Here is a 14672-nt window from a genome sequence, read left to right on the forward strand (position 1 = left end):
CGGTGCGGAGGTGCGCGCCCCGGGGGGAGGCAGCAGATGGTGTTACGGCAGGAGTTACCGCCGGCGGCGTCCGGCGCGGCCGGCCGCGTGTCCGCGCCGGATCCCGGGCCGCCGTCCGCCGCCGGGCCGGCCTCCGCTCCGTCCCGGTTGCTGACCTGGCTGGGACGGCTGGGCGTACCGGCCGCGGCTTTCGCGGTGTTCCAGACGCTGGTGGGCATCCTGCCGCAGAATCTGGCGGGCGAGGCGGCGCGCTACTGCGTGGCGGCGACGGCCGGTGCCGGGGTCGGCGCGGTGGTGTGGCTGGCGGCGGCGCTGCTGCGGGCCCGCGCCGCGGCCGCACTGGGAGCGCCGCCGCCGGGCCCCGCCGGGCTGCCCCCGGCCGGTTCGCCGTCGCTGCCCGAGCTGATGGACGGCACGTACGAGGCGCTGCGGCGCGGTCTGTCGGTGATCGAGGTGCCCGGGCGCGGTCCGCTCAGCGGCTGGCCGCACTCCCTCGCGGAGAGCGGTCCTCCGGTGCATCCGACGGCGTTCGGGACGGCCTACGGGCTGCATCTGCTGCTCGACATCGCACCGTACGACGGCCGCATACGTGCCGGTGAGGTCGCCGAGACGCTCTGGCGGCTGCGGCTGCCGGGCGGCGGGTGGGCGGCCCGCTCGCAGGGCAGCGGGGCGCGTCCCGAGGTGACCGCGATCGTGCTGGGCGCGCTGGCGCGGGCGGGCGCCGATCCACGGCTGCTGGAGGCCGAAATACACTCCTGCGAGGCGCTGTTGGACCCTGCTCATGATGCCCCGGGGCTGGCCAACACGTATGTGGTGACGAATGTGCTGCGCGGGCTGCTGCGGGCGGCGCCCGGCTCTCCGGTGCTGGGCAGACTGCGCGAGGTGCTGGTCAACGGCGCGACGGCCGACCCGGCGCGCGGCCATCACCGGTGCTGGGGCGCGGCGCTGGCCACCGGGCTCGGCAATCCGGCGCCGTCCGCGGTGCACACCGCGCGTGCGGTGGTGGCGCTGGACCGGGCGGCCCGGGTGCTGGGCGAGGACGCCCGGCAGCGGGCGGTGCGCGAGGAGGGGGTGCGCTGGCTGCTGGCGGGCGCGGTGTCGCCGTCGGGCGGCGCGTCGGATCTGGAGAACTGCCAGGAGGAGGTCCGGCGGCCCGGGCAGGAGGATCCGCTGCATCAGGAGCTGCTGTCGGTACGGCACTTCGCGGCGGCGTGGGTGGCTCGTGCGCTGATGACGGACGGTGCGCCACGGGTGGCGGCGGACGGTCCCGGGCCGGCGGTGTGGGAGGCGCAGCTGACCGCCGCGGTGGCGCGGGTGCGGGGGGTGCAGCAGGGCGGGGTGTGGCGGTGGGACGACGGGCCCATGGGCTGTCCGGTGTGGATGGCGTATCAGGGGCTGTCGGTGCTGCGGCGGCATGCGCTGATGGTCCACCGGCCGTGAGACCGGCCAGGTGTGGAGGACCGGGGCCCGCCGGGGGTCGGCGGCGCCGGGGAACGGGAGGCGGGATGCAGGTCGAGCAGGCCCGGCGGCTGCTGGCGGAACGGCTGGGCGGGCCGCGTCCGCCCTCCCCCGAGGTGGCGCGGGAGGCGGTGGCCCGGCTGGCGCGGCCCGGCGCGCTCGGTCCGCTCGTGCGCCGATTATCCGCCGGCGAGCCGGATCTCCCGGAGTGCACCCGGCTCTCGTACCGCCATGTGCTGGGCTTCGACAAGCTGTTGCTGCTGCCGGGCGGGCCCTGGTTCATGCTGCGGGTCCATTTATGGCACGGCGGTACCGCAGCGGTGTCCGAGGACATCCACAACCACCGCTGTGTCATCGCCTCGGCCGTGGTGCGTGGGCAGGTGCGGATGGAGTGCTATGAACCGGCCGCGGACGGTGTGCCCGCGCTCGCCTACCGGGAGACGATCGACGGCCCCGGCGGCGCCTGGCGGCTGCGGCCCGTCGGGGAAGCGCGGCTGCGGCTGCTGCGTACGGAGCGGTACGGCGCCGGGCGGAGCTACGGTCTGGACGCCCGTACGCTGCACCGGGTCGTGAGCGAGGAGCCGGCGGTGACGCTGTTCCTGGAGACCGCCCCGCAGCGCTCGGTGACCGATGTCTATGTCAGGAGCGGTGCGGCCGGGAGCGCGGGTGCGGTCAGGGACGGCGCCGCCGGGCACGCGGCTCCGCCGCCCAAGACTCCGCTGGCGCCGGCCGCGTATCTGGCCCGACTCGACGCGCTGGCCCGTTCTTTGGGGTACTGAACGGGCCCGGCGCCAGAGCCTGTCCGGCGTGCCCGAAGCGGGCCATGACCGTGCGCAGTCCGGCCGCTTCCAGCCGCCCGCCGAAGGCCTGACGGATCACCCCGAGATTGTGGGCGTCGACCCCGACGCCTGCCAGTTCGCCCGGCCGGGCCCAGAGGAAGGCCTGGTCCGGGCTGGGCAGCACGACGTCCAGGGTCAGCGGGCGGACCAGGAAGTTCTCCTGGTGGTTGTGGACGCGACGGCCTTGATAGTCGCTCAGGAAGCCGGCCGAACCGGTGTGCGCGACGATGCTGCCGAGGAGTCCGGTCTCCTCCTTCAGCTCCCGCAGGGCGGCGCTTTCGGCGGCCTCCCCGCGGTCCAGCTTGCCGCACGGCACGCCCCACGCGCCGGGCAGAAAGCGCTCGCGGTAGCTGCGGCGCACGATCAGCACTCGACCGTTGTGCACCACTACCGCCGCGGCCAGATACAGGTGGTGGGCTGCGGGTTGTGTCATCGGACATCTCGCAATCCGAAGGGACGGGCGGCAGGCCCGTGGCGGACGTCCACCGTACCGGCGGTCTCTGCGCGGCGGAGGGGGCGTGCGGCTACGGGAATGGGTGAAGTGGCGTGCGGGGGGCTTGTATTGGGCGCGCCTATTGTTCGATGCTGCCGCTTCCTGTTGCGATCCGTTCGGAGATGTCGAATGGCCGCACAGGATGTCCGGGCGCGAGTAGTTGCGGTACAGAAAGTGCCGCTGAGATTGATCTTGCTGAGGCTGGGCTCTTCGCGGGGGCTTCGAGCTGCCGGGGCACGGCTCCGGCACGCAGATCCCGCAGGTCGGGGATGTGGTTGTAGAGGGTGCCCGGGGAGACGCCGAGGAGTTTGGCGATCGAGGTGATCGAGCGGCCGGGGTCGGGCAGCAGGTCGCGGGCGGCTTTGATGACTTCCTCGGTGGCGACGGTGGGGCGTCCGCCGACCCGGCCGCGGGCGCGGGCGGCGGCCAGGCCCTCGTTGGTGCCGATGACGATGAGTTCGCGGATGAACTCCGCGAGGGCGGCGAAGACGCGGAAGACGAACCGGCCACCGGGGGTGGTGGTGTCGAGGTTCTCGTGTAGCGAGGTGAAGCCGATTCCGCGGTCACGGAGTTCGGCGACCATGTTGATGAGGTCCTGGAGCCGTAGCGGTCGAGTGAGGGGACCACGAGGGTGTCGCCGGCGTCGAGGAAGGCGTGGCACGCCTTCAACTCCGGGCGGAGCGCGTTCTTTGCCGGACTTCTTGTCCGCGAAGACCTTCCGGCACCCTGCGGCGGTGAGTGCGTCGAGCTGTCGTTCGAGCTTCTGTCCGCCGGTCGAGACCCGGGCGTATCCGATCTTGATTTCGATGCGGACGAGCGGTTCGGCGACGAGGAGGTCCGGCCCGTCGGCCGGTTCGAGGGCGGTCATGGTCCATGTCAGAAAACGGTGGTCTCGGGTTGTTGAATGACCCAGGTTTTTGAAGGGGTTTTTGAAGGGGTTTTTGAAGGCCCTGCGGGCTCCGGGCGGCCCCGCAGAGCGATCTTCAGAACACGAAGGTTTTTTGAAGGGGCGAGGGGCGGTCAGGCGGCGGCCGGACGCGTGTGATCTCGCGCGGTGAAGGATGAGTGGCTGGTGGGTGTGGGGGCCTGCCCGGCGGATCAGGTGACTACTAGGCTTCGACGATGAAGCCCGCGGATCGGAACCAGGCCAACGACTACGACAGCTTCGCCGAGATGTTCTCCGCGGAGTCCGACAACAGCCTCGTGAACGCGTACTACGAGCGGCCGGCGATGCTGGCCCTCGCAGGGGACGTGACCAGCCGTCGGATCCTGGACGCCGGCTGCGGCTCGGGCCCGCTGTCCGCCGCGCTGCGCGAGCGCGGCGCCGTCGTCACCGGCATCGACTCCAGCGCCGGGATGCTGGCGCTAGCGAGGCGGCGACTCGGCGACGACGTGGCCCTGCACGTGGTCGACCTGGGCGACCCGCTGCCGTTCGATGACGGTGTGTTCGACGACGTGGTCGCGTCACTGGTCCTGCACTACCTGGAGGACTGGGGACCGACGCTGGCCGAGTTCCGGCGGGTGCTTCGGCCCGGCGGCCGGCTGATCGCGTCGATGGGCCACCCCTTCGTGGCCTACGAGCACCGGGATCCCCGGCCCGACTACCACGCGACCACCAGCTACACCTTCGACTGGACACTCAACGGGCAGTCCGTCCCGATGGAGTTCTGGCGCAGGCCGTTGCACGCGATGACCGATGCCTTCACGACCGCCGGTTTCCGTCTTTGCGTCCTCAGCGAGCCGCAGCCCGACCCGGCCGCCCGTGAGCTGTTCCCGGACAGCTTCCAGGACCTTTCGACCAGTCCCAACTTCCTGTTCTTCGTCGTCGAGGTGCCGCCGTTGGCCACCGGTTCGGGTGGCTGACAGGTCGCGGATCACCAGCGGATCCTGTACCGGCGCACCGGTACTGTGGCGTCGCATGAGCGACGTCGAGATCGAGATCACCGCGGACCTGGTCCGTGACCTGCTGCGGGAGCAGCATCCTGACCTCGCGGGGCTGGCCATCCGCGAGGTGGTGGGTGGGTGGGGCAACCAAATGTGGCGCCTTGGGGACGGGTTGGCCGTGCGCATGCCGCGTACAGGAGGTGCCCCGGACCTCCTGCGCAAGGAGTGCCGGTGGCTGCCCGTCCTGGCCCCGCGCCTGCCGCTCCCGGTCCCCAACCCCGTACGGATCGGCGAACCGTCCGCGCGCTTCCCGAAGCCCTGGACCATCATGACGTGGGTCCCCGGCGAGCCACTGGACTACACCTCCATCAGCCGCGGCGACCATGCGGCCGACACACTGGCGGCCTTCCTCACCGCGCTCCACGTGGTGGCGCCCGAAGACGCGCCAATCAGTGAGGACCGCGGCGACCACCCAAAGAAGTGCACGGACGGCTTCGACCACTTCTTCCACGCCGTCGTCCCCGACGACCTCGCCGACGAGGTCCGAGCCGTCTGGGACGACGCCGTCGCGGCGCCCGAGTGGGAGGGCCCGCCGCTGTGGGTGCACGGCGACCTGCATCCCGCGAACGTCGTCGTCTCGGACGGGACGCTCTCGGGCGTGATCGACTTCGGTGACATGTTCGCCGGCGATCCGGCGTGGGACCTCGCCGCCGCATGGGTCATCCTTCCCGCGGGCGCCACCTCACGCTTCTTCGACGCATACGCGCAGGCAGACGAGGGGACGATCCGGCGCGCCCGCGGGCTGGCCGCCCTGAAGAGCCTGTTTCTCATGCTGATGGGCCAGAACGGAGACCGGGGCCTTCCTGGCGGCAAGCCGACATGGGGACCCGCAGGCCGGGCAGCTCTCGATCGTGTTCTGAGAGGCGGTTTGATGTAGGCACGCAGCGACGATCCTCATCGATACTCGCTGCCGGAACTGCCGGAACTGCCGCGACGTCGCTCTCGCGTCGCTCACGATGCCCTCCCCGTGGAGACGAACAGACGAACCGCCTAACGGGTCGGGTGCGCGGGATCAGTCCTCGTCCTCGTCGTCCTCGATGGCGTCCGGATCCCGAACGGGACGCAGACCCTGGCCGGGGCAGCTGGCCTTGATGTTGAACAGGTAGCGGCCCAGGAAGTTGATATGCCGGTCCTTGAGCGGGGAGAGCCGGGCGACGTCCTCGTCCTTGATGTCGTGGCCCTCGGCGCGGAGCTGGGCGACGGCGGCATCCAAGTAGCGGGGGTTCCACAGGACCACGGCGTTGAGGACGAGCCCCAGACTGGCCAACTGGTCCTCCTGCCCGTCGCGGTACGCCTGGCGGATCTGGCCCCGGCCGCCGTGACAGATCGCGCGGGCGAGGCGGTGGCGGGACTCCTGCACGGTCAGCTGCCGGTTCATCAGCCGCCGGTAGGTATCGTCGACCGGGTCGGCCAGGCGAGCAGGTGCATGGTCTTGTCGATGCGGCCGTACTCGGCGAACGCCTGCCCCAGCGGGGTGGGGTGGCCCTCACGGCCGAACATCCGCAGCAGGTCGTAAGCGCGGACCTTGCGGCAGCTTGGCGTTGGAGAACACCGCCCGCTTCCACATCGCCGGCACCAGCTCGGCGTCGACCTCGCGGGGCAGCAGCGGCCGGTCCTTCACCCGGCGGCGCGAGAGCGCGGGCAGACGGCGCACCGCCTTGAGGAGGCGCCGATCTGCCGGGGCGGCGTCCAGCGCATCCGACTCGCCCAGCAGCGACAGGAACGGGCGCACGGTGTTGTAGCGCAGCGCGAGCTTCTCCCGCATCGCCGCCTCGGCCGACCCGTCCTCCTCCGGCACCAGGGCCTCCACGGTTGCGACCGCCCCGGCCACCGCCGAACGCGGGACGGCCTCCTCCACCGCCGCCCACAGCGCGGCGACGTCCGGGTCCGTGCCCGCTGCGGCGACCAGGTCCAGCTCCTCCGTGAGGATCTTCGACGCCTTCGCCAAGACGCGGGCCGCCTTCTCCAGCTGCGGCAGCATCGCCAACCGGTCCCGGTCCGACGCCCGGCGGGCGGGGCTGATCAGCCGGGTCGCCATCAGCAGCGCGAACAGGTCGAGGGCGTCGTCGACCGCCTGCGCCTCCAGCTGGCGCACCACCGCCGTCAGCAGCGCGGTCCGGCGCGGCTCCGGTGCCCGCTCGATTGTCTGCGCCTTGCTCAGTTGCCCGTGCTGGGCCAGCGTGGACAGCCGGTTCACTGGCACCCGGGAGAGGTTCACGCGCCCCAGGCCGAAGGCGGAGATCTCCTCGACCCGTTCCATGGTCCGCACCATCGCGGTACCCGTCGTCTTCACCGGCGGGGTGCGCAGCCGCTCCAGCTCCGAGACCCGCTTGCCCTCCGGCACGTCCAGCGGTACCGCCAGCGCTTGCGCAAGCGTGGGATCGGCCCGGTCTGTGGCCCGTGCCACCGCCTCGTACAGGCGCCGCTCGGCCGCCGTACGGGCCTCGGACACCTGCCGGGCCAGTACCGAGACGCCCGGCAGCAGCACACGGTGCCGGCGCAGCCACGTCACCGCGTGGTTGAACAGCGCCACCGGTCCCTCGGCGTGCGTCCACGCCCGCCCGTACAGGAAACTGCGGAACTCCCGGCCCCACCTGCGGTCGTTGAAGTCCCGGTAGCTGAACCGCTCCTGGATCTCCCGCGCGTGCTCGTACGGCGTTCTCCGACGCTCGGCATACCGCTTCACGCACGACGTGTCCTCGATGCCGAGCTGCCCGGCCAGGTACTCCACGACCTCCCACGGCACCGCCAGCGGATCATCCCCCAGGAATCGGCCGATGTAGCGGACCGTCCCGATCTGCACCGCCATGCCCAACCGGTGCCCGTCCGAACGACGCAGCGCAATCAGGTCCCGGTCGTCATCGTCGAGGAAGAAGAAGCGCTCCAGCTCAGGACGTGTCGGAACCTCGGCAAAGGTCCCGTACGCCTCGGCCTGTTCGTCAGTCAGAAACTCCACCGACGCAGCCGGACCGTAGCCAGCCCCAGGGCCCACCCGGCGGCGGGCCTTCCACGAACACATGCGAAGCCCTCAGGCGGTGTGCTAGCCGACCATGATCAATCTCAGCGGCACTTTCTGTACCGCAACCACTCATGCCCGATGTCAGCCGCCGGACGTCCCTCACTACTGGGACCGGCGCACCGCCGCCTTCGTCGGCCAGTACCGCAGCATCGTCGACGCCCGGCGAGGGTGACCCCGGTATGCGTAGGCAGCCGAGGCGTACGAAGCCCAGAGGTCTGGGTGGCCCTCGCGTGCGTCGGCAGACTCGCTGCCATGAACAGCAACGTCAGCACCGGCTTCAGCAGCACCTTTGACCACAACGGCCCGGCCTGGAACGCGGGTTGGGCGGCGGCGATGCAGCGCCCCAGCGAGGGCTTCCACAAGAACTGGGCTCGGGAAGGGTTCGCGGACCAGACCGTGCGCCAGGTCGTACGGGTCACCGGCGCGGGCACCTCGGCCCGGATCAGGCTCTCCAACCGGTACGGGACCGCCCCGCTGGAGGTGTCCGGCGCCACCCTCGCCCGTACGGACCAGGGGGCAGCGGTGCGGGCCGGCACGGTGCGCCGGCTCACCTTCGGCGGCGCCCCGTCCTTCCGTATCCCGGCGGGCGGGGAGGTCTACAGCGACGCCGCCGAGGTCCGCGTGGCGCCCTTCGACGCGCTCACCGTGTCGCTGTACTTCGCTCGGCCGACGGGACCGGCGACCTTCCACGCCCAGGCCTTCGCCACCGCCTACCGCGCGGCGGGCGATCAGCTCATGGCGGCCGGTCCGGCGGCCTTCGGCGAGAGCACGGTGTCCTGGTACCACCTCGCCGCCGTCGAGCTGGCGGACAGTGGCCCGGCGCGGCGCGACACGGTGGTGGTCTTCGGCGATTCCCTCACCGACGGGTTCGCCTCGACCGTCGACGGCAATCGGCGCTACTCCGATGCGCTCGCCGAGCGGCTGGCTGCCCGGGGCACTCCGCGCCCGGTGCTCAATCTGGGCATCGGGGGCAATCTGCTGCTCGGCGACTCGGCGTGGTTCGGCGAGCGGGCCGGCGCCCGCTTCCGGCGCGATGTCCTCGACCAGCCGGGCGTACGCTCCGTGGTCGTCCTGGTGGGCCTCAACGACATCGGGTTCAGCGAGATCGATCTGCCGACGTACCAGCCGAACCCGGACCGTTCGGTCGCCGAGCTCCTCGCCGGGTACCGGGAGTTGACCGGGAGGGCGCGCGCCGCGGGGGTGCGGATCACCGGGGGGACGATCCTGCCGTTCAAGGGGTCGGAGTACCACACGCCGGCCGCCGAGGCGAAGCGCCGGGCCGTCAACGACTGGATACGGACCTCGGGCGCGTTCGACGCGGTGGCCGACTTCGCCGCCGCGCTGGCCGACCCGGACGACCCGGAGGCGCTCGCCCCCGCCTACGACAGCGGCGACCACAAGCACCCCCATGACGAGGGCTATCGCGCAATGGCCGCCGCGATCGATCCCGCCGCCCTGTGAGACGGCGGAGGAGTGGGTGCGGCGGCCGCCCCGACCAGTGAATCGGCCGCCGCGAGAGCGACCTTACCCGTCGGTCACTTAGCGGGTCATCACCTGATCGCCGGTCGGGGTGAGGTGTGCGTCACGCCGGACGAGTGCCGCATAGCGGCCGTCGGCGGCCAGCAGCTCGTCGTGGGTGCCGCGCTCGGCGATCCGGCCGGCGTCCAGGACCACGATCTGGTCGGCGTCGCGGACCGTGGAGAGGCGGTGCGCGATGGTGAGCGTGGTGCGGCCCTCGGACAGCGCGTCGATGGCCTGCTGCACGGCGTGCTCGGTGCGGGTGTCCAGCGCGCTGGTGGCCTCGTCCAGGACGAGCACGGGCGGGTCGCGCAGGATGGTGCGGGCTATGGCGAGGCGCTGCTTCTCACCGCCGGAGAACCGGTAGCCGCGCTCGCCGACGAGGGTGTCATAGCCGTCGGGCAGGGCGGCGATGTGGTCGTGGATCTGGGCGGCCTTGGCGGCGCGTTCGATCTCGTCGTCGGTGGCGTCGGGCTTGGCGAAGCGGAGGTTGTCGGCGACCGAGGCGTGGAAGAGGTAGGTCTCCTGGGAGACCACGCCGACCGAGCGCGCCAGGGTGTCGAAGTCGAGCTCGCGGACGTCGGTGCCGTCCAGGGTGACCCGGCCCTCGGTCACGTCGTAGAGCCGCGGTACGAGGTAGCTGAGGGTGCTATTGCCGCTGCCGGTCGGGCCGACGACGGCGAGGCTGCCGCCGGCCGGGATGGTCAGGTCGATGCCGGTGAGGGTGGGGGCGGCCTCGGGGTCGTAGCGGAACGTCACGTTCTCAAAGCGGATCTCGCCGCGCGGGGCCGTCAGGCGGACCGGGTCGGCGGGTTCGGTGATGGCGACCGGCAGATCGAGGTATTCGAAGATGCGCTGGAAGAGGGCGAGCGAGGTCTGCATCTGTACGCCGGTCGACAGCAGGGAGACGGTGGGGCGCAGCAGGCCCTGCTGGAGCGAGACGAAGGCGACGAGGGTGCCGAGCGAGAAGACCGGGCCGCCCAGCTGGAGGACCAGGCCGGCCGCCCAGTAGATCAGGGCGGGCATGGCGGCCATGACGATCCCGATGGTGGCCATCCGCCAGCGTCCTGCCATGTTCGAGCGGATCTCCAGGTCGACCAGGCGCTCGGACTCCTCGGCGAAGCCCTTGGTGAGGGAGTCGGCGCGGCCCATCGTGCGGCCGAGCAGAATGCCGCTGACCGAGAGGGATTCGGTGACCATGGCGGACATCGCGGCCATCTGCTTCTGCCGCTGGGTGGTGATCTTCTTGCGCTCGTTGCCGACCCGGCGGCTGATCCAGACGAAGAGCGGAAGCAGCAGGAGCGAGACGACGGTCAGCCGCCAGTCGAGCGCGAGCATGGCGCAGACGGTGGCGATGACCGAGGTGAGGTTGGAGACCAGGGAGGTGGCGGTGGAGGTGACCGTCGCCTGCATCCCGCCGATGTCGTTGGCGATCCGGGACTGGACCTCGCCGGTGCGGGTGCGGGTGAAGAAGGCCAGCGGCATCCGCTGGAGCTTGGCGTAGACGGCGGTGCGCAGATCGTGCATGACGCGCTGGCCGACGGTGGTGGACAGCAGGGTTTGCAGCACGCCGAAGACGCTGGTGGTGACGGCGGTGGCGATCATGCCGAGGGCGAGCAGGGTGAGCAGTCCGGTGCGCCTGTCGGGGATGGCGACGTCGAGGATCTCGCGGAGCAGGAACGGCGAGGCCACCGAGACCAGCGAGGACGCGCCGACGAGCAGGCCGACGAGGGTCAGCCGGCCGCGGTAGGGGCGGAAGAGGGCGAGGATCCGCCGCAGCTGGACCGGCGCTTCCGGGTCCTTGGGCGGTGGGGTCCACTGGGGTTCGTCGCTGCGCATGGGCTCCTACGAGGGGTGGGGGTCAGCGGGATCTTATGGAGCTTAGCTCATTGTTACCTATACTCACAATGAACTTCGTCCTGAGATCCGCTATCCTCGCGGTATGCCCTCCCCCGAGCCGACGGTCAGCACCGCCAACGTCGCCGAGCAGCTGGTACGGCTGACCCGCCGGATGCACCGCGCACAGAAGCGGCAGCTGGCGCAGCTGGACATCGCGTTCACCCCCGCACAGTCCCGGCTGCTGCGGATCGTCGGCCACTACCGCGGCACCCCGCCCCGGATGGCCGACCTCGCCGAGCGGCTGGAGGTCGTACCGCGTGCGGTGACGACGCTGGTGGACGCGCTGGAGGCGCAGGGCGCGGTGCGCCGGGTGCCCGATCCGGCCAATCGCCGGGTGGTACGGATCGAGCTGACCGACACCGGCCGCTCCACACTCCGCGCGTTGCGCAGCGCGCGGCGGGCCGCCGCGGAGGAGATCCTGGCCCCGCTGACCGCCGAGCAGCGCGAGGTGCTGGGCGGTCTGCTGTCCACCCTGGTCGACGGACCGGGGGACGCACCCTGCACCTGACGCCCCGTCAAGCGGAGGAGGTCCCGCGATGCCCCTGCTGGAGCCGAAGCCCGAGACCCTGCGGCCCACCGCGGGCGGAATCCCCTCCCACGACCGGGTGCCGGAACGGCTGGCCTCCGGCACCCCCGAGCCGCTGCGCGGCGATCTGATCGCGCTGCTCGGCGCGGACAAGGTGCTCCACAAGGTCTCCGACCTGGTCCGCTACGCCTCCGACGCCAGCCCCTACCGCTTCGTACCGCAGGTCGTGGTGGTCGCCGAGGACATCGACGACATCTCCGCGGTCTTCTCCTACGCCCACGGCAAGGGCCGCACGGTGGTCTTCCGGGCCGCCGGGACCTCACTCAACGGCCAGGCGCAGGGCGAGGACATCCTGGTCGACGTGCGCCGCCACTGGACCGGGATCGAGGTGCGGGACGACGGCGCCCGGGCCCGGATCCGGCCGGGCACGACCGTACTGCGCGCCAACACCACGCTCGCCCGCCACGGCCGGCTGCTCGGCCCCGATCCGGCCAGCGCCGTCGCCTGCACGGTGGGCGGTGTGGTCGCCAACAACGCCTCAGGGATGACGGCCGGCACCACCCGCAATTCCTACCGGACGCTGGCCTCGGTCACCGTCGTCCTGCCGTCCGGCACGATCGTCGACACCGCCGACCCGGCCGCCGACGAACACCTGGCGCACGCCGAACCGGCCCTGTGCACGGGGCTGCTCGCACTGAAGGCGGAGATCGAGGCGGACCCTGAGCTGGTCGCCAGGATCCGCGCCAAGTTCGCGATCAAGAACACCAACGGCTACCGTCTGGACGCCTTCCTCGACGGCGCGACACCGGCCGAGATCCTGCGCGGGCTGATGGTCGGCTCCGAGGGCACCCTCGGATTCATCGCCGAGACCGTCTTCGACACCGTTCCCCTGGACCGGTACACCTCCAGCGCGCTGCTGTTCTTCCCGACGCTGAGCGCAGCGGCCGCGGCCGTACCGCGGTTCAACGAGGCGGGCGCGCGGGCCGTGGAGCTGATGGACGGCAATACGCTGCGCGCCTCGGTGCGGGTGGCCGGGGTACCGGCGGACTGGGCGGCGCTGCCCAGGGAGACCGCCGCGCTGCTGGTGGAGTTCCGGGCCCCCGACGAGGCATCCCAGGAGGAGTACGAGCGGGCCGCGGCACAGGTGCTGACGGAGCTTGAGCTGATCGCGCCGGTGGCGTCCGTCACCAATGCCTTCACCCGCGACCCGGCGGCGATCGGCGGCTACTGGAAGGCCCGCAAGGCGTTCGTCACGGCGGTCGGCGGCTCCCGCCCCTCCGGAACGACGCTGATCACCGAGGACTTCGCGGTACCGCAGGACCGGCTCGCCGAGGCCTGTACGGCGCTGCTGGAGCTCCAGTCCCGGCACGGCTTCGACGCCGCGGTCGCCGGGCACGCGGCACACGGCAATCTGCACTTCCTGCTCGCCTTCGACGCGGCGAAGCCGGACGATGTGGCCCGCTACGCCGCGTTCATGGACGAGTTCTGCCGGCTGACCGTACGGCGCTTCGACGGCTCGCTGAAGGCCGAACACGCCACCGGCCGCAATATCGCCCCGTTCCTGGAGCTCGAATGGGGCGCGCGGGCAACGGAGTTGATGTGGCGCATCAAGGAGATCGCCGACCCGCACGGCATCCTGGCCCCGCGCATCCTCCTCGACCGCGATCCGCAGGCGCATCTGCGCGGGCTCAAGACCATCCCCGAGGTCGAGGCGATCGCCGATCCGTGCATCGAATGCGGCTTCTGCGAACCGGCCTGCCCCAGCGAGGACCTGACCACCACACCCCGCCAGCGGATCGTGCTGCGCCGCGAAATGCTCCGCCAGCCGCCCGGCTCCCCGGTCACCGACGGACTGCTGGACTCGTACGGCTATGACGCGGTGGACACCTGCGCCGGTGACTCGGCCTGCAAGCTGGCCTGCCCGGTCGGGATCGACACCGGCGCGCTGATGAAGGACTTCCGGCACCGGCGCCACTCGCCCCGTGAGGAGTGGCTGGCGGAGCGGTCCGCCCGGCAGTTCGCGGCGGTCGAGCGGGCGGCCCGGCTGGCGGTCGCCGCCGCTGACCGGGTCCGCGCCCGGGCCGGCGACCGGCCGCTGACCGCGCTGACCGGCGCCGCCCGCCGGGCCGTACGCCCCGATCTGGTGCCGCGGTGGCTGCCGCAGCTCCCCGGTCCGGCCGCCCGTACCCTGCCCGCGACGCGAAGGGCGGGCGCGGCGGCGGTCTACTATCCGGCCTGCGTGAACCGGATCTTCGGCGAGCCCGCCGGGCACCGGGGCCCCTCGCTGGCGGAGGCGGTCGTGGCGGTCTCCGGGCGTGCGGGCCGCCCGGTGTGGATCCCGCCGGACGTAACCGGCACCTGCTGCGCCACGATCTGGCACTCCAAGGGTTATGAGGGCGGCGCCCGGGTGATGGCCAACCGCATCGTCGAGGCCGCCTGGGGCTGGACGGCCGGCGGCCAACTTCCCCTGGTCGTGGACGCGTCCTCCTGCACCCTGGGCCTCGCGCGCGAGGTCGTGCCGTATCTGACGCCGGACAACCGCGCGCTGCACGCCGAACTGACCGTCGTCGACTCCCTCGTCCGGGCCGCCGAGGAACTGCTGCCGCGGCTGAGCATCCTGCGCCGGCACGGCTCCGCGGTACTCCACCCCACCTGCTCGATGCAGCACTTGGGCGACGAGGCACAGCTGCGGCAGATCGCCGCGGCCTGCGCGCGGGAGGTGGTGGTCCCGGACGATGCGGGCTGCTGCGCCTTCGCCGGTGACCGCGGAATGCTGCACCCGGAGCTGACCGGATCGGCCACCGCGAAGGAGGCCGCGGAGGTGACCGCGCGGCACTTCGATGCGCATCTGTCGGCGAACCGGATGTGCGAGATCGGCATGGACCACGCGACGGAGGGCCGAGGCTACTGCTCGGCCCTCCTGGCGCTGGAGTGGGCGACCCGGCCACCCGCCGGCCCGTCCTGATGAGGACGCGC

10 protein-coding genes and 2 pseudogenes are annotated in these 14672 nt (G+C 71.9%); 7 read left to right on the forward strand and 5 right to left on the reverse strand.

Annotated elements, in window-relative coordinates:
• Positions 1–36: 36 nt before the first annotated feature.
• Together ACZ55A_RS06955 and ACZ55A_RS06960 are read left to right on the forward strand one after the other, a co-directional pair.
• Positions 37–1440 (forward strand): hypothetical protein, encoded by a 1404-nt coding sequence (locus ACZ55A_RS06955; RefSeq protein WP_468835443.1) that lies wholly within the window; start codon positions 37–39, stop codon positions 1438–1440.
• A gap of 65 nt (positions 1441–1505) precedes the next feature.
• Positions 1506–2237, forward strand: a complete 732-nt coding sequence (locus tag ACZ55A_RS06960; protein WP_468835446.1) for a hypothetical protein — start codon at positions 1506–1508, stop codon at positions 2235–2237.
• Here ACZ55A_RS06960 and ACZ55A_RS06965 read toward each other — a convergent pair.
• Both ACZ55A_RS06965 and ACZ55A_RS06970 read right to left on the reverse strand, forming a co-directional pair.
• Positions 2131–2730, reverse strand: a complete 600-nt coding sequence (locus ACZ55A_RS06965) for an NUDIX domain-containing protein (RefSeq protein WP_468835449.1) — start codon at positions 2728–2730, stop codon at positions 2131–2133. The genes ACZ55A_RS06960 and ACZ55A_RS06965 overlap by 107 nt on opposite strands.
• A 139-nt stretch (positions 2731–2869) precedes the next feature.
• The gene (locus ACZ55A_RS06970) at positions 2870–3658 is read right to left on the reverse strand and encodes a recombinase family protein (RefSeq protein ID WP_468835452.1); all 789 of its coding nucleotides are present in this window, start codon (positions 3656–3658) and stop codon (positions 2870–2872) included.
• A gap of 254 nt (positions 3659–3912) precedes the next feature.
• Between ACZ55A_RS06970 and ACZ55A_RS06975 the strand changes: the two genes are divergently transcribed.
• Together ACZ55A_RS06975 and ACZ55A_RS06980 are read left to right on the forward strand one after the other, a co-directional pair.
• On the forward strand, positions 3913–4653 hold the full coding sequence (locus ACZ55A_RS06975; RefSeq protein WP_468835454.1) for a class I SAM-dependent methyltransferase: 741 nt from the start codon (positions 3913–3915) through the stop codon (positions 4651–4653).
• 55 nt (positions 4654–4708) lie between these two features.
• Positions 4709–5611 (forward strand): aminoglycoside phosphotransferase family protein, encoded by a 903-nt coding sequence (locus ACZ55A_RS06980; RefSeq protein WP_468835456.1) that lies wholly within the window; start codon positions 4709–4711, stop codon positions 5609–5611.
• A 135-nt stretch (positions 5612–5746) separates the two neighbouring features.
• On the opposite strand, the pseudogene ACZ55A_RS06985 reads toward ACZ55A_RS06980, so the two are convergent.
• Together ACZ55A_RS06985 and ACZ55A_RS06990 are read right to left on the reverse strand one after the other, a co-directional pair.
• Positions 5747–6258: pseudogene (locus ACZ55A_RS06985) on the reverse strand (Tn3 family transposase); the annotation flags it as partial.
• Positions 6257–7690 (reverse strand): annotated as a pseudogene (locus tag ACZ55A_RS06990) (DUF4158 domain-containing protein); the annotation flags it as partial. The pseudogenes ACZ55A_RS06985 and ACZ55A_RS06990, both read right to left, overlap by 2 nt.
• Before the next feature lie 315 nt (positions 7691–8005).
• Here ACZ55A_RS06990 and ACZ55A_RS06995 point away from each other — a divergent pair.
• Positions 8006–9214, forward strand: coding sequence for a GDSL-type esterase/lipase family protein (locus ACZ55A_RS06995; RefSeq protein ID WP_468835458.1), 1209 nt, complete (start codon positions 8006–8008; stop codon positions 9212–9214).
• Between the two features lie 78 nt (positions 9215–9292).
• Here the strand turns inward: ACZ55A_RS06995 and ACZ55A_RS07000 are convergent, their stop codons facing one another.
• Positions 9293–11110 (reverse strand): ABC transporter ATP-binding protein, encoded by a 1818-nt coding sequence (locus ACZ55A_RS07000; protein ID WP_468835460.1) that lies wholly within the window; start codon positions 11108–11110, stop codon positions 9293–9295.
• Positions 11111–11213: 103 nt separating this feature from the next.
• On the opposite strand from ACZ55A_RS07000, the gene ACZ55A_RS07005 reads away from it, so the two are divergent.
• Together ACZ55A_RS07005 and ACZ55A_RS07010 are read left to right on the forward strand one after the other, a co-directional pair.
• Complete coding sequence (locus ACZ55A_RS07005; protein WP_468835461.1) at positions 11214–11678, forward strand: MarR family winged helix-turn-helix transcriptional regulator; 465 nt, start codon at positions 11214–11216, stop codon at positions 11676–11678.
• A gap of 28 nt (positions 11679–11706) precedes the next feature.
• Positions 11707–14661, forward strand: a complete 2955-nt coding sequence (locus ACZ55A_RS07010) for an FAD-binding and (Fe-S)-binding domain-containing protein (RefSeq protein WP_468835463.1) — start codon at positions 11707–11709, stop codon at positions 14659–14661.
• Positions 14662–14672: the final 11 nt, after the last annotated feature.

The organism is Streptomyces sp. NPDC034111, from assembly GCF_055575375.1.